The 17,331-nt window shown below is 49.8% G+C and carries 27 protein-coding genes; 18 read left to right on the plus strand and 9 right to left on the minus strand.

All coding sequences use genetic code 11. The features are described from left to right. The first annotated feature begins 152 nt into the window (after window positions 1–152). Window positions 153–395 (plus strand): hypothetical protein, encoded by a 243-nt coding sequence (locus tag GD630_RS02425; protein WP_007751495.1) that lies wholly within the window; start codon window positions 153–155, stop codon window positions 393–395. Window positions 396–807: 412 nt separating this feature from the next. On the opposite strand, the gene GD630_RS02430 is transcribed toward GD630_RS02425, so the two are convergent. Continuing rightward, window positions 808–1,491 (minus strand): S24 family peptidase, encoded by a 684-nt coding sequence (locus GD630_RS02430; protein ID WP_143869356.1) that lies wholly within the window; start codon window positions 1,489–1,491, stop codon window positions 808–810. A 133-nt stretch (window positions 1,492–1,624) separates the two neighbouring features. Between GD630_RS02430 and GD630_RS02435 the strand changes: the two genes are divergently transcribed. From GD630_RS02435 to GD630_RS02505, 15 genes are all read left to right on the plus strand, one after another. Next, window positions 1,625–1,834: a hypothetical protein gene (locus GD630_RS02435; protein ID WP_117878785.1), complete on the plus strand. Its 210-nt coding sequence runs from the start codon at window positions 1,625–1,627 to the stop codon at window positions 1,832–1,834. Window positions 1,835–1,980: 146 nt separating this feature from the next. Continuing rightward, window positions 1,981–2,247 carry a hypothetical protein gene (locus GD630_RS02440; protein ID WP_143865084.1) on the plus strand — a complete coding sequence of 89 codons (267 nt, stop codon included), beginning with the start codon at window positions 1,981–1,983 and terminating at the stop codon, window positions 2,245–2,247. A gap of 61 nt (window positions 2,248–2,308) precedes the next feature. Then, window positions 2,309–2,689 carry a hypothetical protein gene (locus GD630_RS02445; protein WP_007758937.1) on the plus strand — a complete coding sequence of 127 codons (381 nt, stop codon included), beginning with the start codon at window positions 2,309–2,311 and terminating at the stop codon, window positions 2,687–2,689. 11 nt (window positions 2,690–2,700) lie between these two features. Then, window positions 2,701–4,806 (plus strand): hypothetical protein, encoded by a 2,106-nt coding sequence (locus tag GD630_RS02450; RefSeq protein WP_032558185.1) that lies wholly within the window; start codon window positions 2,701–2,703, stop codon window positions 4,804–4,806. 36 nt (window positions 4,807–4,842) lie between these two features. Further along, a complete protein-coding gene (locus GD630_RS02455) occupies window positions 4,843–5,724 on the plus strand; it encodes an AAA family ATPase (protein WP_143865085.1) in 882 nt (293 codons plus the stop codon). Beyond that, complete coding sequence (locus GD630_RS02460) at window positions 5,721–5,978, plus strand: hypothetical protein (RefSeq protein ID WP_007751518.1); 258 nt, start codon at window positions 5,721–5,723, stop codon at window positions 5,976–5,978. The genes GD630_RS02455 and GD630_RS02460 overlap by 4 nt, the downstream gene beginning before the upstream one ends. Continuing rightward, entirely contained in the window at window positions 5,947–6,609 is a 663-nt protein-coding gene (locus GD630_RS02465) for an AAA family ATPase (RefSeq protein WP_143865086.1), read from the plus strand. Before GD630_RS02460 ends, GD630_RS02465 begins: the two co-directional genes overlap by 32 nt. Then, a complete protein-coding gene (locus GD630_RS02470; protein WP_007751522.1) occupies window positions 6,590–6,811 on the plus strand; it encodes a hypothetical protein in 222 nt (73 codons plus the stop codon). Before GD630_RS02465 ends, GD630_RS02470 begins: the two co-directional genes overlap by 20 nt. Further along, window positions 6,811–7,281, plus strand: coding sequence for a DUF4406 domain-containing protein (locus GD630_RS21560; RefSeq protein ID WP_007562536.1), 471 nt, complete (start codon window positions 6,811–6,813; stop codon window positions 7,279–7,281). The genes GD630_RS02470 and GD630_RS21560 overlap by 1 nt, the downstream gene beginning before the upstream one ends. Window positions 7,282–7,299: 18 nt before the next feature. Further along, window positions 7,300–7,533 (plus strand): hypothetical protein, encoded by a 234-nt coding sequence (locus GD630_RS02480; protein ID WP_007562534.1) that lies wholly within the window; start codon window positions 7,300–7,302, stop codon window positions 7,531–7,533. A gap of 1 nt (window position 7,534) precedes the next feature. Next, on the plus strand, window positions 7,535–7,957 hold the full coding sequence (locus GD630_RS02485; RefSeq protein ID WP_007562532.1) for a hypothetical protein: 423 nt from the start codon (window positions 7,535–7,537) through the stop codon (window positions 7,955–7,957). Between the two features lie 6 nt (window positions 7,958–7,963). After that, window positions 7,964–8,149: a hypothetical protein gene (locus GD630_RS02490; RefSeq protein WP_007562531.1), complete on the plus strand. Its 186-nt coding sequence runs from the start codon at window positions 7,964–7,966 to the stop codon at window positions 8,147–8,149. Then, window positions 8,136–8,333, plus strand: a complete 198-nt coding sequence (locus tag GD630_RS02495) for a hypothetical protein (RefSeq protein ID WP_007562529.1) — start codon at window positions 8,136–8,138, stop codon at window positions 8,331–8,333. Before GD630_RS02490 ends, GD630_RS02495 begins: the two co-directional genes overlap by 14 nt. 18 nt (window positions 8,334–8,351) lie before the next feature. Next, the gene (locus tag GD630_RS02500; protein WP_007751532.1) at window positions 8,352–9,014 is read left to right on the plus strand and encodes a DUF3164 family protein; all 663 of its coding nucleotides are present in this window, start codon (window positions 8,352–8,354) and stop codon (window positions 9,012–9,014) included. Window positions 9,015–9,124: 110 nt separating this feature from the next. After that, on the plus strand, window positions 9,125–9,394 hold the full coding sequence (locus tag GD630_RS02505) for a hypothetical protein (protein WP_007562525.1): 270 nt from the start codon (window positions 9,125–9,127) through the stop codon (window positions 9,392–9,394). On the opposite strand, the gene GD630_RS02510 is transcribed toward GD630_RS02505, so the two are convergent. Then, window positions 9,377–9,838: a hypothetical protein gene (locus tag GD630_RS02510; RefSeq protein ID WP_007562523.1), complete on the minus strand. Its 462-nt coding sequence runs from the start codon at window positions 9,836–9,838 to the stop codon at window positions 9,377–9,379. The two genes, GD630_RS02505 and GD630_RS02510, sit on opposite strands and share 18 nt — an antisense overlap. 4 nt (window positions 9,839–9,842) lie before the next feature. Then, entirely contained in the window at window positions 9,843–10,466 is a 624-nt protein-coding gene (locus GD630_RS02515; RefSeq protein WP_182505654.1) for a hypothetical protein, read from the minus strand. Window positions 10,467–10,534: 68 nt separating this feature from the next. Between GD630_RS02515 and GD630_RS02520 the strand changes: the two genes are divergently transcribed. Then, window positions 10,535–10,783: a hypothetical protein gene (locus tag GD630_RS02520; RefSeq protein ID WP_007562519.1), complete on the plus strand. Its 249-nt coding sequence runs from the start codon at window positions 10,535–10,537 to the stop codon at window positions 10,781–10,783. Here GD630_RS02520 and GD630_RS21650 read toward each other — a convergent pair. Genes GD630_RS21650 through GD630_RS02545 form a run of 6 tightly spaced genes read right to left on the minus strand, consistent with a single transcriptional unit; the run spans window position 10,745 to window position 16,087 of the window. After that, window positions 10,745–11,527, minus strand: coding sequence for a toxin glutamine deamidase domain-containing protein (locus GD630_RS21650; RefSeq protein WP_455550314.1), 783 nt, complete (start codon window positions 11,525–11,527; stop codon window positions 10,745–10,747). The two genes, GD630_RS02520 and GD630_RS21650, sit on opposite strands and share 39 nt — an antisense overlap. Next, entirely contained in the window at window positions 11,494–12,249 is a 756-nt protein-coding gene (locus tag GD630_RS21655) for a hypothetical protein (protein ID WP_455550315.1), read from the minus strand. The genes GD630_RS21650 and GD630_RS21655 overlap by 34 nt, the downstream gene beginning before the upstream one ends. Before the next feature lie 38 nt (window positions 12,250–12,287). Continuing rightward, window positions 12,288–13,640 carry a phage portal protein family protein gene (locus tag GD630_RS02530; RefSeq protein ID WP_143865088.1) on the minus strand — a complete coding sequence of 451 codons (1,353 nt, stop codon included), beginning with the start codon at window positions 13,638–13,640 and terminating at the stop codon, window positions 12,288–12,290. Between the two features lie 12 nt (window positions 13,641–13,652). Next, the gene (locus tag GD630_RS02535; protein ID WP_007562516.1) at window positions 13,653–14,078 is read right to left on the minus strand and encodes a phage protein Gp36 family protein; all 426 of its coding nucleotides are present in this window, start codon (window positions 14,076–14,078) and stop codon (window positions 13,653–13,655) included. Between the two features lie 21 nt (window positions 14,079–14,099). Further along, window positions 14,100–15,632 (minus strand): hypothetical protein, encoded by a 1,533-nt coding sequence (locus tag GD630_RS02540; protein ID WP_007562515.1) that lies wholly within the window; start codon window positions 15,630–15,632, stop codon window positions 14,100–14,102. An 11-nt stretch (window positions 15,633–15,643) separates the two neighbouring features. Continuing rightward, window positions 15,644–16,087, minus strand: coding sequence for a helix-turn-helix domain-containing protein (locus GD630_RS02545; RefSeq protein ID WP_117833822.1), 444 nt, complete (start codon window positions 16,085–16,087; stop codon window positions 15,644–15,646). Window positions 16,088–16,290: 203 nt separating this feature from the next. Between GD630_RS02545 and GD630_RS02550 the strand changes: the two genes are divergently transcribed. Beyond that, on the plus strand, window positions 16,291–17,331 hold the full coding sequence (locus tag GD630_RS02550; RefSeq protein WP_022199168.1) for a head maturation protease, ClpP-related: 1,041 nt from the start codon (window positions 16,291–16,293) through the stop codon (window positions 17,329–17,331).

Consider the following 17,331-nt stretch of genomic DNA (forward strand, 5'->3'; position numbering starts at 1 on the left):
GTGGCCGTTTTATGGCTGGGTTGATGGATTTTGTTATATGATGGTGTGAACGGCTGTGTGGCCGTTTTTTTGTGCCTATTTTTAAAGATGTTGCCTTAAAATTCTTCCAAATAAGTATTATTTGGTATATTTGCAGCATAATAGAAACGAATATGGCAAAAGTGATTCATGTGCATTTGCTGCATAAAATAGACGGGACGAAGCAGAAAGATTGGTATTTCAGCAGTATATCGGCTGTTTATACGGTTCTGACGGCAGATCAGGTGGGGGCAACCAAGAATTACCTGCTTCATGCCGGGCTGTCTGGTAACGGCACAATATGCACGAAAAAGGCTATAATTAAGCAATCTACGCTCATCTCGGGTGGTAGTAAGGGAATGGTTAGAACGATATAATAGCGCCGTTAGAAAGGCTTGTAGGCGTTATTTCTTTGAATGCTGATTGGGGAGCTTATGGCTCCCTTTTTTTATGCCCCTACGGTTGGTTTTATTTGGTTAGGGGTTACTATTGGGGTTACTGTTAGGGGTTACTACTTCTTTAAGTTAGGGGTTACTTTAGGGGTTACTTTTTCAGTTCTCAGAGGGTACGCCCGAAATAGGAAACTATGTTATAAATGAAAGCAAGTGCCGTTTTTCTCTGTTTTCAGATAGGAAAAACGACACTTATTTTATTGATACACATTATATATATAGCGTGAAGCCTTTGATATACAGCTGTTTTACTTCCTTATGCCCTGTAAATGCCTCTAAAAGTGTGTGCGTGCGTCTTATTGTGCCTGTTGGGTGATATGACGCATGTGCTTCCTCATTAGAAGAATTTGCTGATGCTTCCAATGACCTCAAAGACATTCACGATGCGCGATTTGTCGAATTCCTGCTCATCATAATCCTCTGTATTGATAGGAATGAAGCGCAGTTTGCCTGGATCCGGAGACCTGCGCAGGATTTTAATGGTACGGATGGTGTCCAGTACCACTGCGTAGATTTCGCCATACTGGATGTCGTTGAGTGTGCATTGACGAAGGGCAATGATGTCGCCATGGTTTATTTTGGGCTCCATGGAGTGGCCGGTGACATTGCACCAGAGGCTGGCTTTTTCGAATCCCCTTATTACGATGTTGGTGGCGGGTATGTTTACCTGAGAGTTGAACACCTCATCGAATCCCCCAATAAAGTCAACATCGTAGTATGGTGTGCCGACAGATGGGTTCATAGATGTTGTAGGCAGAGTCGAAGGATTGGCTTCGTCTGCTGTTTGAATGCCTTTCAAATCATCTTTCAACATGCTACCTGCACCAGTAAGCAACCATCCTGTTGAATATCGGGGATAATTTTCAACTATTATACTAAGCCATTTGGCTTGAATGTCGGTCCCGTTATTGATTGCTCTTGAAAGCACGCCTTTACTTGCGCCAATAGTTCTTTCCATGGCGCCAATAGTTATCCCCTCATTGGAGGCTATTTCTTGTATTCTTGATAAAATATTGCCCATAATTGAAAATTATCCCCGTTTTTATTTCGAGGGTTGAAAATTATCACTATATTTGCAGCGTGTTTAAGATGTAAACAGCGCGCCAAATATACAAAAAAGGCGTGTGATTAGCGAATTTTAAGGATTAAAGTTAATGAAAGAAGAATTGATTATGAAGGTGAAGCCGGAAACGCTGGATAGCCTTATAAATGCTTTGGTTGATATAACCAGTGAAATGAAATCAGCTGCACCCGACCCGCAGGTGCGATTCGGGGATGAAGTTTATATGACTTGTCTGTGTCTGGAGAATACGGTATTGGGCGCTATTCGACAGGTAGAGCTGAAGAAAAAAGAGGGCAAATAGATTGCCGGATAACTGGCAGCCCGGAAAGACGGGCAGGGGCGGCAGGCACGGCCGGAGAGTTGGTAAATCGAAAATGAGAAAGCGTAGAAAGCCGTCGGGGTTCGATTCCCCGCGCCCCACGATATAAACTTTTAAAATTTAGAGTTATGGCAAAGAATTTCAATCCGAGAACAGCAGAGAGTCTGTTCAAACAGAAGTTGCGCACGATGACAGGCAGTACGGCACATACGCAGAATATTGCCGACCAGGCGATGGAGCTGGCTGGACAATTCATGACGGAGGATGAGATAAGCAACTCGGATGCCTACCGGGTGATAGAGAATGTGAGCTGTGTGTGTGAGGAAGCGATGCAGGTGCTGGTCGAAGAACTGCAGAAAGGGACACGCCTTCATGAAATACTGACGGGTGATTAGGAAATAGCGGAAGCCGTTGAAAACCTTTGAACGAACGATAACGATTAAAAAGTATGACGATATGAGAAAGCAGATTTTGACAGATAACGAGACCAAGACCTTCTTGATGAAGACATTCGGATGCAGCCGTCAGGCTGTGTGGCAAGCACTGAATTTTGTCCGTGACAGCGATCAGGCGCGCCGGATACGCACTCTTGCCCTGAAGCGAGGCGGCAAACTGACTGACGGGAACTTCATCCCGAACTGCGAAACCACCTTCGAGGAGTGCGAGAAGACCATGACCTGCACTTTCGGTCCCCGTGTAAAACTCGTGGTCCACAGAAAGACCAATGATGTGGATGTGTACGTGGACGGAAAACGGACTGAAACCTACCAATGTGAATTTGTATCGGATTTCATGCAGCTGCAGCACGAGACCCAACAGATGGCATCTGCCTTATAAATAGAAATGAAATGGAGTATTATGGAAAGATATTGTGCATATCCTACAATGACCTGACTTACGATGACCGACCGGTGATGGTGAACGGAAAGGCAGACTACAGCAGAAGCCGCACGCTGAAAGGAGTTCATCCTTCCACTCTTTCCGAAGAAGAACTTGCTCCCATCATGTCGATACCCAATTACAAGAAGTTAGCGGCAAAGGAGAAAATCAATGTAGTTCGATCCGGAAGAGGTCTGGGAGGTTACGTTTTGGTAGAAATAGCCACCATGCCCCTACGGTTTCAGGAAAGGATAAAACTAAAATACGGAGATATGAAAGAAGACGTAATAAGAAACTGGCTCGGCAGCCATTACCACATCGATGCGAAAGCCCGGGAATTTTACACCCGGTTCCGTTTTGACAACGGAGATACACTGCCACCGGAACACATCCAAGAATATACGGTAAACGCTTCGGTAATTGAGGCAGTGATGCGTGCCATGGAGGATGCCACGTTTATGCGAAAGGCCATGAAGGCCGGGCCGGTGAACTGGGGCGAACTGGCAGGAGCCATCAGTTACTACCAAGCAGAGTTCGGACATACCTTGCCTGTCAGTTCCAACCGCTTCAAGAAGCGTGTGAATGACTTCAAGGCCAACGGCTATGAAAGCCTTATCAGCCGCAAGTTCATGAACCAGAACCGCCGGAAAGTGACCTATGACATTGAACGCCTGCTGCTGAGCATCGATGCCCAACCGGAGCAGCCCTTCAATACCACCGTGTGGGAACAGTACAATCTATTTGTGCAAGGAGAACTGGAGCTATATGACCCCGAAACCGGCGAGGTGTTGAATCCGGCAGACTTTACCGACAAGGATGGAAATCCGCTGGTATTGAGCCCGGCCACAGTAGCCAACTACCTGAACAACCCCAAGAACAAGGCCCTTCGCGGTAAGCTGCACATGAGCCAATGGGATTTCAACAATGCCTACCGTCCTTATCATCTGCGCAGCATCGGTGAATATTCCTTGAGTAAGGTTTCTCTTGACGACCGCGACCTGCCGCGCCCAATGAAGGATGGCAACCGAGTGAAAGCCTATTATGCCTACGATGTGGTGAGCGGTGCTGTGGTGGGATATGCCTACAACCGGTACAAGACTACCGAGTTATTTTTAGACTGCATGCGAAACATGTTCCAGACCCTGGACCGGAACGGCATGTATATCCCCGCCGAGTTAGAAGTGGAACACCACCTGGTAAGCGACTTTGCCGACGGATTGATGCAAGCCGGTACCGTCTTCCCCCTGATCCGCTGGTGTAACCCCGGGAACTCGCGTGAAAAACGTGCCGAGCACAAGAACCGCGAAAAGAAATACGGTGTGGAGAAACGCACGCAGGTAGGTATCGGCCGATGGTATGCCAAGCTGGAGGCCAACCGCCCGAAGGAAGAAAAGGTGTATGACGAAAAGAACAACACCTACAAGGTGAAGACCTATAGTTATGAAGAATTGGTAGCCGATGATATACGCGCCATTGAGACCTTCAACGCACAGCCTCACCCCAACCAAAAGCGCTATCCGGGCATGAGCCGTTGGGATGTGCTTTGCGCCCATCAGAACCCGAACCTTGCACCTTGGGACAAGGCCGTTCTTTACCGGTTCATCGGACAGCACACCGAAACAACCATCCGGCAGAACACCTACTGCACGGTGATGTACAACCAATACGGACTGCCCAGCCCGGAAATCATCGAAAAGCTGGAGCCGAGGAACTACAAGGTAGATGCCTATTATCTGCCCGATGCCGACGGAACCATCAACGAGGTATATATCTACCAGAACGGACGATATATCGCCACCTGCAAGCCCGTAGCCCGTTACAATGAGAATACAGCCGAGCAGACCGAGTACGACAAGGCAGCCTATACCGAACAGTCCAAGTATGTAGCTCAATTCGACAAGATGATGAAGGACGGCAAGATCAAGCGTGTGGGCATCCTTGCCAAAGAGGAAGCAAAGCTGATAACAGAGGTACAGGCGGAAGCCGTTCCCCTTCCTGCACAAGCCGAGGAAGAAGATTACTCAGCCTATATGGACATCAGTGCCTTCGAGCATGATGCAGTAGCCAAGATATAATTAACGACGTTAGAACGAATTTAAAACAGCATTCAAATGGAAATAACAAATGAAGTAAAGCAACGTATTGTGGCAGCGATAGCCACCGACCGTGAAAATTATCCCAGTGACAACCGCCATGCCACGGCACTGGGCATAGCCCCCAGCGTTTACAATGCCATCAAGCGGGGCAATTATGAAAAGCAGGTCAGTGATGCCAACTGGGTAGGTATAGCCCGAAGATTAGGCGTGCAACTGCGTACAGAAATACCTTGGCTGGCAGCACAGACCCCGACCTACGTGTTTGTGAGCAAGCAGCTGGAAGTGTGCCAGGGAAGCGGGCTGAGTGCCATCCTGTGCGATATGCCCAATATCGGCAAGACCTTTACAGCGAAAGCTTACGTGAAGCAGCACAAGCACGCCGTATATGTGGACTGCAGCCAGGTGAAGACCAAACTGAAGCTGATACGCTACATTGCCAAGGAATTCGGTGTGACCAGCAACGGACGCTATAGCGACGTGTATGAGGATCTGGTGGCCTACCTGCGCACGATTGATACGCCCCTGGTTATCCTGGATGAAGCCGGGGACCTGCAGTATGAAGCCTTCCTGGAGTTAAAGGCGCTTTGGAACGCTACGGAACGCTGCTGTGCCTGGTATATGATGGGTGCCGACGGATTAAAGGAGAAGATCAACCGCGCCATCGAAGGCAAGAAGGTGGGCTATACCGAAATGTTGAGCCGCTACGGTGACTCCTACAGCAAGGTGACCCCGGACGATGCGCAGGAACGCGAAAAGTTTCTGAAGGCACAGGCTGCCATCGTCGCAAAAATCAATGCCCCGGACGGTGCCGACATTGCCAAGATTGTTCATAGCACCGGAGGCGGCTTGCGGCGCGTATATACCGAAATCGAAAAATTAAGGAGGATGCAGGCATGATAAGCAAGATAGAAATGCAAGCGATGGATGCTGTTATCGGTATCCATCGCGAGATGAGAAAAGCGAATGAGATAGACTGGGAACAGCGCAGATATGAAATTGCCAAAAGCATGCTTCCGGTAGTAAGAAGCAATTCATCAGGTATAATGTCTATAAAACAAGTTGCCAGACTTGCTGTGGACTATGCTGATGCTCTTATTGAAGAATTGAAAGGAGGTAACCGTGAAACTGAAGAGAGCCTACAGTCCCGGTGAGGTGCTGAACATGAAGATTCCCCGGTTCGAGTTTTCCGGGGACTGGCAAACCTCGATAGGCAACCCGGCCAAGAGCGGCGTGTGGATTATTTGGGGAGCCAGCGGAAACGGTAAGAGCAGCTTTGTGATGCAGCTGGCCAAGTACCTGTGTAGCTTCGGACGCGTAATTTATGACAGTTTGGAAGAAAGTACCGGTTTGTCGTTCCAGATGAGCCTGAAACGGCACAAGATGGGTGAAGTGAAAAAGAAGCTGATTATCCTTGACCAGGAACCGATGGAGCAATTGGAGGAACGGTTACGGCGCAGAGGCAGTCCCGGAATCGTGATTATCGACAGCTTCCAATACAGCGGCTTGAACTACAAAACCTACAAGGAGTTCAAGGAACGTCATCCCAAGAAACTGTTTATCTTCATCAGCCATGCCGAGGGGCTTCATCCGGCAGGTAGAAGCGCCCGCAAGGTGGAATATGATGCCGATGTGAAAATCATGGTAAGCTGTTTCAAAGCCTGGTGCAAAAGCCGCTTTATGGAGCGGCCCGGTGAGCCCTACGTGATATGGGAAGAAGGTGCTGCCAAAACATTGAAGGACGATAATATGGAGGATTATTTGAATGATGGAATGGGAGAATAAGCTGTACCAGATACTCCTGAAAGAACAGGAAGCGGAGGCCGTGGTGGACGATTGGGTAGAACGTAACATACAAAGCGACCTCCGTCTGCGCAGGGCCAAGACAAAGGGACACGTAGTGATAGAAACCAGGGATGTGATGTTTGCTCGGAATATTCAGGTATGGCATCCGTCCTGCCAAATAAACATTAAAGATTTGAAGTGATGGAAAAGAAAGAAGAAAAGAAAGTGTGCTGCATCTGCGGCAAAGAGTATGAGGGCTACGGATACAATCCGTTCCCGGTGAAAGAAGAAGGCTGCTGCTGCCAATCGTGCAACTACAGTGTGGTGGTTCCGGAACGGTGGGAACGACACAAGGCTTTTCAACGTGGTGAAGCGACCGGTGCCGGGAAAGTGTACATCAGCGGAGCCATCGCGCACTATGATATGAATGAGCGCAAGGAAGCCTTCAGCCGTGCCGAGGAGAAACTGATGGCACAAGGCTATGATCCTGTAAACCCTTTCAGGAACGGATTGCCGGATGAAGCTCATTGGAGAGCCCACATGCGGGCCGACATTGCCCTGTTGCTGGCTTGTGACTATATCTACATGCTGAAGGACTGGGAACTGAGCAAGGGAGCCAAACTGGAGCTTGACGTAGCCAGTTCGTGTGGCATTAAAGTATTGTTTGAATAACCTTTTAATAGTGAATGTATGGAAGAAAAACAGAAAGTTCAGGTCGTATTTGAATTTGACCGTTCCGAGTATGACGCGTATCTCTTTTTGATGAATCAAAAGAAGACGAAAGAGGTAGAGCAAATATGGAACACCATGAGCGGTGAGCCTGTGGTTGCGGATATTGATTTGTTTGAAGAGGACAGCCAGTCTGTAAAACTTATGATGATAAGTTTGGCAATTCTTTCAGTGGAGAAAAAAGTGAAAGGATGATATGGCACAGGAAGTAACCAATTTCGCCCGGTTCTATGCATTGTTCAACAAACTGCCTTATCAGGGCGATCGGGAGGAATTCAAAAAACAAATCGTGCTGCAGTACACGTGGAACCGGACAGACAGTCTGAAGGAAATGACGGCCAAGGAGTATGAAGTTTGTTGTACTGCTCTGGAGAAACTGAGCGGACAAGACGAATGGCGGCAGAAACTTCGCGAGGAACTGCGACGGAAACGCAGCGTCTGCCTGAAGCTGATGCAACAGTTGGGTATAGACACCACCGACTGGAACCGGGTGAACGAATTCTGCAACAACCCCCGGATAGCCGGCAAGCCCTTTGTTCAGGTTAGTACAGCCGAGCTGGAACAACTGGCCATCAAACTGCGGGCTATCCAACGAAAAGGAGGTTTAACCGATAAATAGAGCAATATGGATAAAAAAGCACATGAAGCGCTTGAGCGCATAAGAAAAGACGTGACCCTTACGACATCCGATATGGAGAACCAGGATGCAGCGGAGTTTTTCAACGAACTGGCCGACTGGGCGTATGCCAATGGGGAGGCCATGCTGATAGACGATGAACCGGAAAAGCAGGATGATTATGAGGATAGATGACCAAGACAAGCTGATAAAAGCGGGGTTCTGTATAATACGAAAGGATGATTATCCAGGCCCGAGGATAAAGATGTGTACCGGCATAAACGGTGGCTGGAAGACATACAAGAAGTTTGAAACCAAAGCAGAAAGAGACAGGACATTCGCTTTGCTGCTGAAGGATGACAAAGTAATAGCTGATTAACAACTAAAATGATTTAAAATGGAAAAGAACAATCAAAGTGTGGACATCAAGTCCCTGAGTAAAGAACAGCGAGCAGCCCTCATGGCCCAGCTGCAGCAAGAAGAGAAAGAAGACCGCATCGCCCGTCGTGAAACTTACGAGGCATTACGCGGTGAGTTTATGCACGAAGTAAAGACCAACGTTCTTGAGATGGTGAATGCCGTGACCGGGTTCCGCGGATGGCTGGAAAAAGAAGCCGATGCCTTTACCAAGGTGATGAAGGAATACGGCCAGGTGAAAAGCGACGAACAGCGCAGCTATACCATTACGGACGGAGACTTCCGTCTGGAAGTGAAAAGCAACAAGGTGAAAGGCTTCGATGAACGAGCCGACATGGCAGCCGACCGTCTGATTGACTATTTGAAGCGCTACATGCAGAACAGCGAGAAAGGTTCTGATGATCCGATGTATCAGATGGCCATGACCCTGCTGGAGCGCAACAAGATGGGCGACCTGGACTACAAGAGCATTTCAAAGCTGTATGAACTGGAAGATAAGTTCGATGAAGAGTATGCAGACATCATGCGCCTGTTCAAGGAAGCTAATGTAGTGCAGCGCAATGCCACCAACTACTACTTCAGCCGCCGCAACCCTGAAAACGGCGTATGGACCCGCATTGAACCCAGTTTCTGCCGTTTGTAGCCGAAACCCGTTAACCCTATAAACAGAAAGCGCCGCAGTTGTTATAATTGCGGCGCTTTTGTTCTTAAAATAGATGGAAATCAGTTATTTTTGTAAGAGAAATAAAATGTATGGGCAAAGGACGGGATAAAGAACTGATCAAGCTGCGTGACGAGGCACTATGCCGTCGTTACTACTATTGGACAGAAATACAGCGGTTGCGGTTCGACGATGCTTTAAAAGTGTTGTCGGAGCGCGAATTCTTTATATCCGAGGAACGTATCATGACCATCATCCGCCGGAAATCACGTGAGGGAACAGACTACAATCTGAAGCCTGTTCCCAAGGTGAAAGCCCCCCGTCTGACTGCCGCCCAGCTGGAACTATTCCCCATAAGATGACGGCATGGCCGATTCATCGTGCAGTGTGAATGAGAACGTCATTTCATAGACCTTGATGTAATGCGGCATGGCATACGAACGGCTTTTCTCGCGTACCAGCGGCGAAGCGTTGTCCGTGCATTGCAGACACTGCAGCGACTTGTATAATTTCTTGGCCAGCTGCTGCCTTTCCCTCACCTTGTCATACGTGCCGGATGCGTAGCTTGTATCGTCGTAACAATCGATGGCCAGCCGGACGGTCAGTGCGGATTCGCTTTTCTGTGCCCCGTATCCGAGGTCGTGCCAGTCGGAGTTTGTATTTCCGATTAATACACAAGGGAAAGTGACCGGGTACTGGTCTTCTTCTGCTCCCATTTCCAATTGTCCGTAGTCCTCGTCGATGAGAGAGAGTTCCGGCATTTCCTGTGCAATCTGTTCCATGATTGCGATAAAAATTTCGTCCATATCGTTATTGGTTTAAAATGTTGGTAATTTCCTGGTCCACCTTTTCCCGGATACGCCGGTTCAATTCTTCGCTTTCGCCCATGAACTGGCGCTGCGGGATGCGGATGTGCAGTTTCTTTTTTTGGGTAAGCGCCATGTTCCTCCAGAACTGTGCCTGCGGATTCAGTTCCTTCGGCTTGGAACGTCGTTTGACGCGTTTCTTTTGCCCTGTGCCGGTTTTTTTTCTTTTTCCCGAAGCCTTGTAGAACTTGGCCCATGCAAAGCGCCTCATGCGGTCTGTGACGGTGACATCGATTTCCCCGCCCCAGTTGTTGATGGGTGCATAGACCACCTCGTTGAATACCCTTACCCGGTAGTCTGCAGGTGTATATCCGACCGATTTGAACAGATGTTTCCTGCCGGAGAGCAGCGTTCCATAATTGCTGGCGGCATCGAAACCTCCCGAGGACAGCCGTTTGGCTTTGGGCCAAGGGTGAAGACCGCCATTGACAAATCCACCCTGCCGGAAGTTATCCTGAAAATGGTCTTTGGCCATTCGTCCTACCATGACTGGCATTTTGCGGCGCATCATACTGTCCAGCCTGTCACGTTTCCGCTTTATCATTTCCGTAAAATCTTTTATGTCCATAATCATCAGTAATTCAAGAATAATTTATAACTTTGCAACCGAGGCTTCCAATATGCCTTTTATGCGTTATGAATATACCGGAACAAGTAAAGAACGAGGCCCGTGTACTTATTGAGCAATACGGTGACACCTTCGAATACCTTGGTATTTATGAAGGCCAGGAAGCCTATGTGTTCAAGTTTCCGGGGGACTCCTGTACCGGTTATCCTTTCGTCTATCTGTATGACGGTAAAGACGCAACCGAAATAACCGGTCCGTTATCCCTTGACGTTATCGATTCATGTATCGAAAATATCGAGGAAGGAGACATCGAATAGCTTATTGTCAATTCTCAGGACTCCCCTGCAGTTGTGGGAAGTCGCAGCTCCTATTTCACATAAATATTTTACGTCTTTCCATTCCATTCCTGAACCGGCAGAATTATCGCTTTGGGGTTCGATATACCTTAGTTCACCATCCGCAAACCGTTGCAGGATTGTAGCATGACCTCCTCCACTTTTCCAGCCGATGCACAATTCATACACGCCTTCTTCCTTACATACCTCATTGAAATACTCCATGTACCTTTTAGGGGTCATTTTCAGGTATCCTTTGTGCGCAAGCCAGCTGTTTATACTTATATGTTGCGCCGGAGTACCGTCGGTGTTTTTCCAGACTTCAAAAGCACGTCCATTACTCAGATATTCAAGTTTAGACCCTGCGACATTGCCTTTGGCGGTAATATCCCATCCACGTAATCGTAAAGCGTATGCCGGTGCGCAAGTCTGGCAGTTGATACTGTATGGAGTATCCCGTTTTTTATCGTAATCGCTGTTCTTCCGGTATCTGTTTCCCCTTTTATCGCGGTATATTCCTTTGGAATCCAAAATATACTCTTCCACATGTTTGGGATTTGCATTCTGTTTGTCCGCCTTATCCACATCCATAGGTTTTCCTTTTTTGATTTTAAGAGCCTTTTCCATTTCGAGGTTGTTCCGGGCAATGGCCATTTTTTCCTCCCCGGTAAGGTAGTCCGGCATTTCCGCAATCATCTCGTCAATACGGGCCATAAGTTTATCCACCGCTTTTTGGGCACCCTTGTGGGCTTCTGCCTGATATGGATGATTGTCGGAAAACAGTTTGCCGTCCGTTCCCGGATTGTTATCCAGTCCGGGCTGGGGCTTGTTCTTGTCGTCTTCGTCCGGAAGTGGTGTCGGCTCCTCGTCGGTGGCAGTGAGGTCGCACTTGCAGTTCCACCGGTCGCCCGGTCGGTGGATGTTCCAGAACGTGTCATCAATCGGCCGGATGGTATTCCAGAACGGGCGGTGGTCAGCCCCCGATGAATGGAGGTGGACGGTAGCCATTTGAGGTTGGGCAGAATATCGCGTTCGCGCAGGAACTGTTGCCAGTCAGCCGCCTGATGCGCCCGGATGACCGCCGTATCATACTCCGTCCGCAGCCAGTGACGAACCTGATGGGAAGCAATGGGCAAGACTTCCTGTACCCATTTGTCGAACGGTTTTAAAATGCCGTTTGAATCCAATAAAAGTCGTGCCATGTCATTCTGCATACGATGTACCTTGAATGCCGAGAATACGGCATTGTTCCGGAGTATGGCATTTCTGAAATCCTCGTCCGGAGTAATGGCCTTGGATTTGCTGAACCCTTCCTTTGCCGCCTTGTCCATCTTTGCCCATATTTCATTGAACAGGTTGATTTCGATTTCGGTTGCCGGATGAAAGTCCCTGCTGTATATGTTCAGCAAGGCACGCCGCAGCACCTCTTCGGAGAAGTCAAACTCCATGGAGATGCTGCCATTATCAGCCGCATACAGTCTGTCGACTACCAGTCTAAAGCTGCCCCGTCTGCCGGGGCTTTCACGAAAAAACCTTTGAGCCAGTTCCGGAAGTTTCTTTTCTGTTTCGGTGTCGGTTCATCATCCCGTCCCTTATTCGCTGGCTCCGGCTCCTTCTTCGGGCTTGGAATCTGGTCGGCTTGTTCAGCCGTCTTTTGTTCCGCCTTCAGCTGCTCGTAATTGGCCGGTTTGTCGATACCGAATTCCTCATAGAGATAGTCGTCGTCGATGGGGATGTTGAAGTTCTTCTTCAGCTGCGTGAGGATGGATATTTTGGTACCGGCATCCGTTTCCTTCGGTTCGGGGAAACAGAACGTACCCCCTTCGGTGTTGATGCCCATGCGCAGCAGAATGTCCGTCATGTCGTAATTCAGCACGTTGAGCACGTACTTCCGGTCGGCCTCCAGTACCTTGTCCTCTACTTTCTTATGAACCGTACCCAAAGCCTGCGTGCCTTTTTCGGACGATTCGGTGGTCAGCGTATTGCCCAGTATCAGTTTGGAAATTTCGTTGTTGCACCGCTCGCAGAGGCGTTCATAGACATCGGCAGACCCTGTTTTGTTTCCGGCTTCCGTGAGTTTGAGTTCCGTGTCCTTGGCATGGAAGAACTGCGCCAGACTTCCGGCATTGGCCGCATCCTCCATGGCCCGCTGGCGTGACTCGTCGTCGTCGGAATCATAGATATATTCCTGGATAGGCATGCCGAATACCTCGGAGAACTGTGCCCAGTCGCCCGTAGTGTTACGTTTGTAGATGACCCAAGGTGCAGCCTTGGCCAACAGCCCCAAATCGGACGGTGAACCCACAAACAGCAGGTCGGTATATTCATTCCAGGAATGGCCGGTAATGTCCGTCTGGTGGCGCAGGATGAGTTCCCTGACCGGATCCACATGCTTGCGTGGTACCAGGTCATAATCCACCCACTCCTGCAGCTTGTAGAACTGGCAGAGCGAGAAGCCCCAGAATTTCGCATCAAGGATGTCACCCACCAGCCGGTTGAACCAGGGCGACTGTATCTGTTCGTTGATTTTATCGTCGGGCTTCCCGTCCACCCGGAATTCCATGTTGGAGCACAGCACGGCATTCTTTCGCTTTTCGAGCACACAGGAAAGGTGGGTATCCATCAGAATGTCCTCGTAGAGGTCATAAAGTTTGTAACGTCGCGAGAAATCGACATTCTCGGCCACCCTTACGGCTGCCATGTAGTCGGAAATGTCCAGCCCGAAGCGTTTGGGCTGTGTGAGCACAATCACATTCGGTCTCTTTTGTCCCGGCAACGTGAAGTTTCCCCCTACGGTGATGATGCCGGCTTTGCCAGTTTTTCTGTTTTTCTTTTTCATGATGCTTGCTTTTTACCAGTGGTTCGTTCGTTTGCGGTTGCTTTGAATGCGGAAATCCGACCTGCCCGCCCTTTGTTCCTCGGGCAGCAGCGGAGCCCCTTCGATTGAAATGTCCTCGTCGGCCACCGCCTTCATCCATTCCACCGCCCGTTCGTAACGATCCTTGCGTACCTGGGAAAGTTTCTGCGGGTTGTGGATGCAGAAGATGTGATAGACCGCCATGTCGATGACCATCATCAGCACGAGCTGGTTACGGTTCTCGCCGGTGGCTGCAAAAATCTTGTTGCAGTCGTAGCGTTTGCCCAGATAACACCGCATTTCGGCAATGGCCCTGTCCTCGCAAACCTCAATGACCGTTTCGTCTTCGCGAACCAGTGCGTCGAGGATGTCTCGGTGGATGCTCGCATCGTAATCGGTAAGTTCAACAAATTTGCTCATAGTCCTATTGTTTTAGAGTTGTCATAATCTTTTCTTATTCCGTTTTCTTACATCCTTCCGTGATCGGAATACGGGCGGTTCAATGCGCCTGATCAGTTCGTCAATGATACGGTTCGCCCCTTCGACCGCATCCGGTCCGTCGGCCGGATAGCGCATGGTCAGGGTGAACAACTTGAATTGATCCTCCAGTTCCTTCATGTGCGGATTGTCCCGTTCAGCCTCGTTGAGGATGAGGTTCCCCTCGCGGTTGAGCGGTTCAAGGTTGGCCTCGATGCGCGTAGCCTTGTCCGTCTTCTTCTCCTCGTCGCCCCGGATGAACAGCGCAATCTTCTGTTCGCGGCGTACTTTTGCCACCAGCGGTTTGAACACCTGTTGGAAGAAAGGGTCCTGCAGCTTGTTGTTCTCCATGTAGCAATAGACATTGGTCTTGCCCCCGACAAATTCAAGCATCCGGACATACCAGTCAATGAACTCCGCATTGAGCGCCTGTGCCAGGAAAGTCTTGATGACGTAAAGCCTGCCACCCAATTTGCCACAGAGCGAAACCGTCTTGAAGGATTTGCCTTTCTTACCCTTGCTTTCGCCCGGTGCCGGGTCGCCATACACCACGAGGAACTTGAATTTGGAGAGTGCCGGAACCTTGCCGTATGCAATGTTTTCGAATACCTCTCCCACGGAAATCGGGTTGTTGAAATATTCTCCCTGTGCCGCCTTTTTGGATATTTTGGACAGTGTGCGGTCGATGTCCTCTTCCGAGTTCTTTTCCGGCCATGTGGAAAAACCGTTTTTGTCGCGGATGTTCACGATGTCCCAGGAGTCGGCCATTTCGCCCGCCCTCACCACGCAGCAGTCCTTGGCGATGATGTTTCCGCAGAAGATGACCAGTGTAGGTTCGGAAATGGACCTTGTGGGATACAGCGCATTTTCCCACCAGTCCCAGCGCTTCTGGATGATGTCCGGGTTCTTGGTATCCTCGTCCGTATCAAAGTCATCGACCAGCAGTACGTCGGGACGTATGGCCTCGTTTCGCGAACCACGCGGAGATTGTCCGGCACCCAGTGCGCGGAAAGAGACCTTCCCTTTGGTGGTGAATTCATCCTCGGTCCATGAGCCCGGCAGTTCCTGTTTGCCGTAGTATGCCATGATGCGTCCGTTGGCTTCGAGATTGGCCCGGTAGGGATCGAGCAGGCGCACCGCATTGTCCTTGCTGTTGGAGGTCAGAATCACATTCTTTTTGCGTCCGGTAAGCGTGAGATTCATGACGATGAACATGGTGACGGTGGATTTGGCCAGCTCACGGCTCCAAGAAAGCACCTCAAACCATTCATCGTGTGCAATGATCCGCCGGATAGCCTTTTTCTGGAAGTCGGCAAATTCATATTTGACATAATTCGGAAAAAAGAACTTGATCCATTCTATGGGATGTTTCTCAAGATATTCCCGGTGTTTTTCCCGTTCGGCTGCCGTCATGTTCCTATCGACCGGTGTAGCCCTTGCGATGTCTTCTTTGTACTTCTCCCAATCGAGGAGAGCGAGTCTGTCAGTCTGTTTCATTGTCTATCCCTTTATAATTTGTCTTTAATGTACGCATCGGCCAGGCGTGTAATTTCCTTTGCCTTTTCGAGGTCGGCCGCCCGTACCCAGTCGATGAGCCCGGTGAGGACACTGATGATGTCGGCAATGCCCACTTCCTGCTCCATGTTGCGTATGGTCGCCGACAGTTTCCCGAGGATGTCAGCCTCCTTGGATGAGGGGAACCGTTCCCCTTCGGGCCGTTCGGCGATGGCCTTGTTTATTTCGGCCACCTGCCGGTAGAGGTTAGCCACCTGTTCCTGCCTTGTGAGCGTAAGCCCCACCTTCTGTTCCTCCCACTTCCCGGCCCGTACCCAGTTGGACACGGACACCCGTGACACGCCCACCCGGTCGGCGATTTCCTGCTGTGTGAGGTTTTCCTTGAGGTACAAAGTTTTTGCCCATTCCTTTTTCTGGGCATTCGTCAAATCTGCCATAAATCGTCCTTTTTAGTTGTAAATCACGTTACAAAATTGCATGAAAAAGCGGGGTTTGTAAAAGCGCGTACGCATGATGACGGGTTACAGCGTTATGATAACGCCAGAAAACGTTATGATGCGGACGCGGTTTCTTGGTGCCATGGGAATGTTCTATTTTCGCACCATCGAAAGGCGGGGAAACCGCTGGTAAAGACATGACGATGAGCAGATTTTTCAATATTACAACGAGTGACGACGGCACCAGTACGATATTCCTGTACGGGGACATCGGAGACTATACGGAGGTGCAAAGCGGGCGCATAGCCCAGGAACTGATGGAAGCCGAACGCGTGAGCCGACGCATCCATGTGCGTATCAACAGCAACGGCGGGGAAGTGTACAGCGGCATTGCGATATTCAACGCCCTGCGCCATAGCCAGGCCGACATCCGCATTTATGTGGATGGCATAGCCGCCAGCATGGCCAGTGTGATAGCCCTTTGCGGCAAGCCCGTAGAAATGAGCAAATATGCCCGTCTGATGCTGCACAGTGTGAGCGGCGGGTGTTACGGCAACAAGCAGGACCTGCAGCGTTGCATGGAAGAGATAGAAAGCCTGGAAGGCAGCTTGAGTGAAATCTATGCCGAGCGGCTGGGCATGAGCAAGGAAGAAGTGAAACAGACCTATTTTGACGGCGAGGACCATTGGCTGACCGCCAAGGAAGCCCTGGACCTTGGTTTCATAGACGACATCTATGATGCAGACCCCGTGCCGGCAGACAGTACACCGGCGCAGATATATACTTTATTCAATAACCGGCTCGTTGAGCCACAAAAAAACAGAGAAGACATGAATCTGGAAGACGTAAAGAAACGCCCGCGCTTCAAGGACTGCGCGAGTGATGCGGATGTGTTCCGCCTGATGGACCAACTGGAGGAAGAGGCAGGCAAGGTACCTATCCTTACGAAAGAGAACACCGACCTGAAGGCCAAGGTGAAGACCTACGAAGACAAGGCTGAAGCCGAAGACCTTGCCGCCCGCAAGCAGCTGCTTGACGCAGCCGAGCAGGACGGTCGCATTGATGCGACTACCCGCCCCATCTACGAAAACCTTTTGGCCAATGACCGCGAGAACGGCGAAAAGGCCCTGGCCCAACTGCCGGTAAAGCGCCGTGTGATGGAAGACCTGCATCTGGAACCGAATGGTGAAGAAAGCCCCTGGAACAGGCGTATGCGAGAAATTAAGGACAAACGTAAAAAGTGA

Source organism: Bacteroides zhangwenhongii, assembly GCF_009193325.2.
GTDB classification, from domain to species: Bacteria; Bacteroidota; Bacteroidia; order Bacteroidales; family Bacteroidaceae; genus Bacteroides; species Bacteroides zhangwenhongii.

Bases quoted from the DNA above. Each gene is read 5' to 3' on its own strand.
- GD630_RS02550 (WP_022199168.1), top strand. From the start codon at position 16,291: ATGAGCAGATTTTTCAATATTACAACGAGTGACGACGGCACCAGTACG.
- GD630_RS02435 (WP_117878785.1), top strand. From the start codon at position 1,625: ATGAAAGAAGAATTGATTATGAAGGTGAAGCCGGAAACGCTGGATAGC.
- GD630_RS02425 (WP_007751495.1), top strand. From the start codon at position 153: ATGGCAAAAGTGATTCATGTGCATTTGCTGCATAAAATAGACGGGACG.
- GD630_RS02520 (WP_007562519.1), top strand. From the start codon at position 10,535: ATGAATATACCGGAACAAGTAAAGAACGAGGCCCGTGTACTTATTGAG.
- GD630_RS02440 (WP_143865084.1), top strand. From the start codon at position 1,981: ATGGCAAAGAATTTCAATCCGAGAACAGCAGAGAGTCTGTTCAAACAG.
- GD630_RS02480 (WP_007562534.1), top strand. From the start codon at position 7,300: ATGGAAGAAAAACAGAAAGTTCAGGTCGTATTTGAATTTGACCGTTCC.
- GD630_RS02445 (WP_007758937.1), top strand. From the start codon at position 2,309: ATGAGAAAGCAGATTTTGACAGATAACGAGACCAAGACCTTCTTGATG.
- GD630_RS02450 (WP_032558185.1), top strand. From the start codon at position 2,701: ATGGAGTATTATGGAAAGATATTGTGCATATCCTACAATGACCTGACT.
- GD630_RS02510 (WP_007562523.1), bottom strand. From the start codon at position 9,838: ATGGACGAAATTTTTATCGCAATCATGGAACAGATTGCACAGGAAATG.
- GD630_RS21560 (WP_007562536.1), top strand. From the start codon at position 6,811: ATGGAAAAGAAAGAAGAAAAGAAAGTGTGCTGCATCTGCGGCAAAGAG.
- GD630_RS02540 (WP_007562515.1), bottom strand. From the start codon at position 15,632: ATGAAACAGACTGACAGACTCGCTCTCCTCGATTGGGAGAAGTACAAA.
- GD630_RS02545 (WP_117833822.1), bottom strand. From the start codon at position 16,087: ATGGCAGATTTGACGAATGCCCAGAAAAAGGAATGGGCAAAAACTTTG.
- GD630_RS02500 (WP_007751532.1), top strand. From the start codon at position 8,352: ATGGAAAAGAACAATCAAAGTGTGGACATCAAGTCCCTGAGTAAAGAA.
- GD630_RS02530 (WP_143865088.1), bottom strand. From the start codon at position 13,640: ATGAAAAAGAAAAACAGAAAAACTGGCAAAGCCGGCATCATCACCGTA.
- GD630_RS02485 (WP_007562532.1), top strand. From the start codon at position 7,535: ATGGCACAGGAAGTAACCAATTTCGCCCGGTTCTATGCATTGTTCAAC.
- GD630_RS02460 (WP_007751518.1), top strand. From the start codon at position 5,721: ATGATAAGCAAGATAGAAATGCAAGCGATGGATGCTGTTATCGGTATC.
- GD630_RS02455 (WP_143865085.1), top strand. From the start codon at position 4,843: ATGGAAATAACAAATGAAGTAAAGCAACGTATTGTGGCAGCGATAGCC.
- GD630_RS02515 (WP_182505654.1), bottom strand. From the start codon at position 10,466: ATGGACATAAAAGATTTTACGGAAATGATAAAGCGGAAACGTGACAGG.
- GD630_RS02535 (WP_007562516.1), bottom strand. From the start codon at position 14,078: ATGAGCAAATTTGTTGAACTTACCGATTACGATGCGAGCATCCACCGA.
- GD630_RS02505 (WP_007562525.1), top strand. From the start codon at position 9,125: ATGGGCAAAGGACGGGATAAAGAACTGATCAAGCTGCGTGACGAGGCA.
- GD630_RS02490 (WP_007562531.1), top strand. From the start codon at position 7,964: ATGGATAAAAAAGCACATGAAGCGCTTGAGCGCATAAGAAAAGACGTG.
- GD630_RS02495 (WP_007562529.1), top strand. From the start codon at position 8,136: ATGAGGATAGATGACCAAGACAAGCTGATAAAAGCGGGGTTCTGTATA.
- GD630_RS02470 (WP_007751522.1), top strand. From the start codon at position 6,590: ATGATGGAATGGGAGAATAAGCTGTACCAGATACTCCTGAAAGAACAG.
- GD630_RS21655 (WP_455550315.1), bottom strand. From the start codon at position 12,249: ATGGAGTTTGACTTCTCCGAAGAGGTGCTGCGGCGTGCCTTGCTGAAC.
- GD630_RS02430 (WP_143869356.1), bottom strand. From the start codon at position 1,491: ATGGGCAATATTTTATCAAGAATACAAGAAATAGCCTCCAATGAGGGG.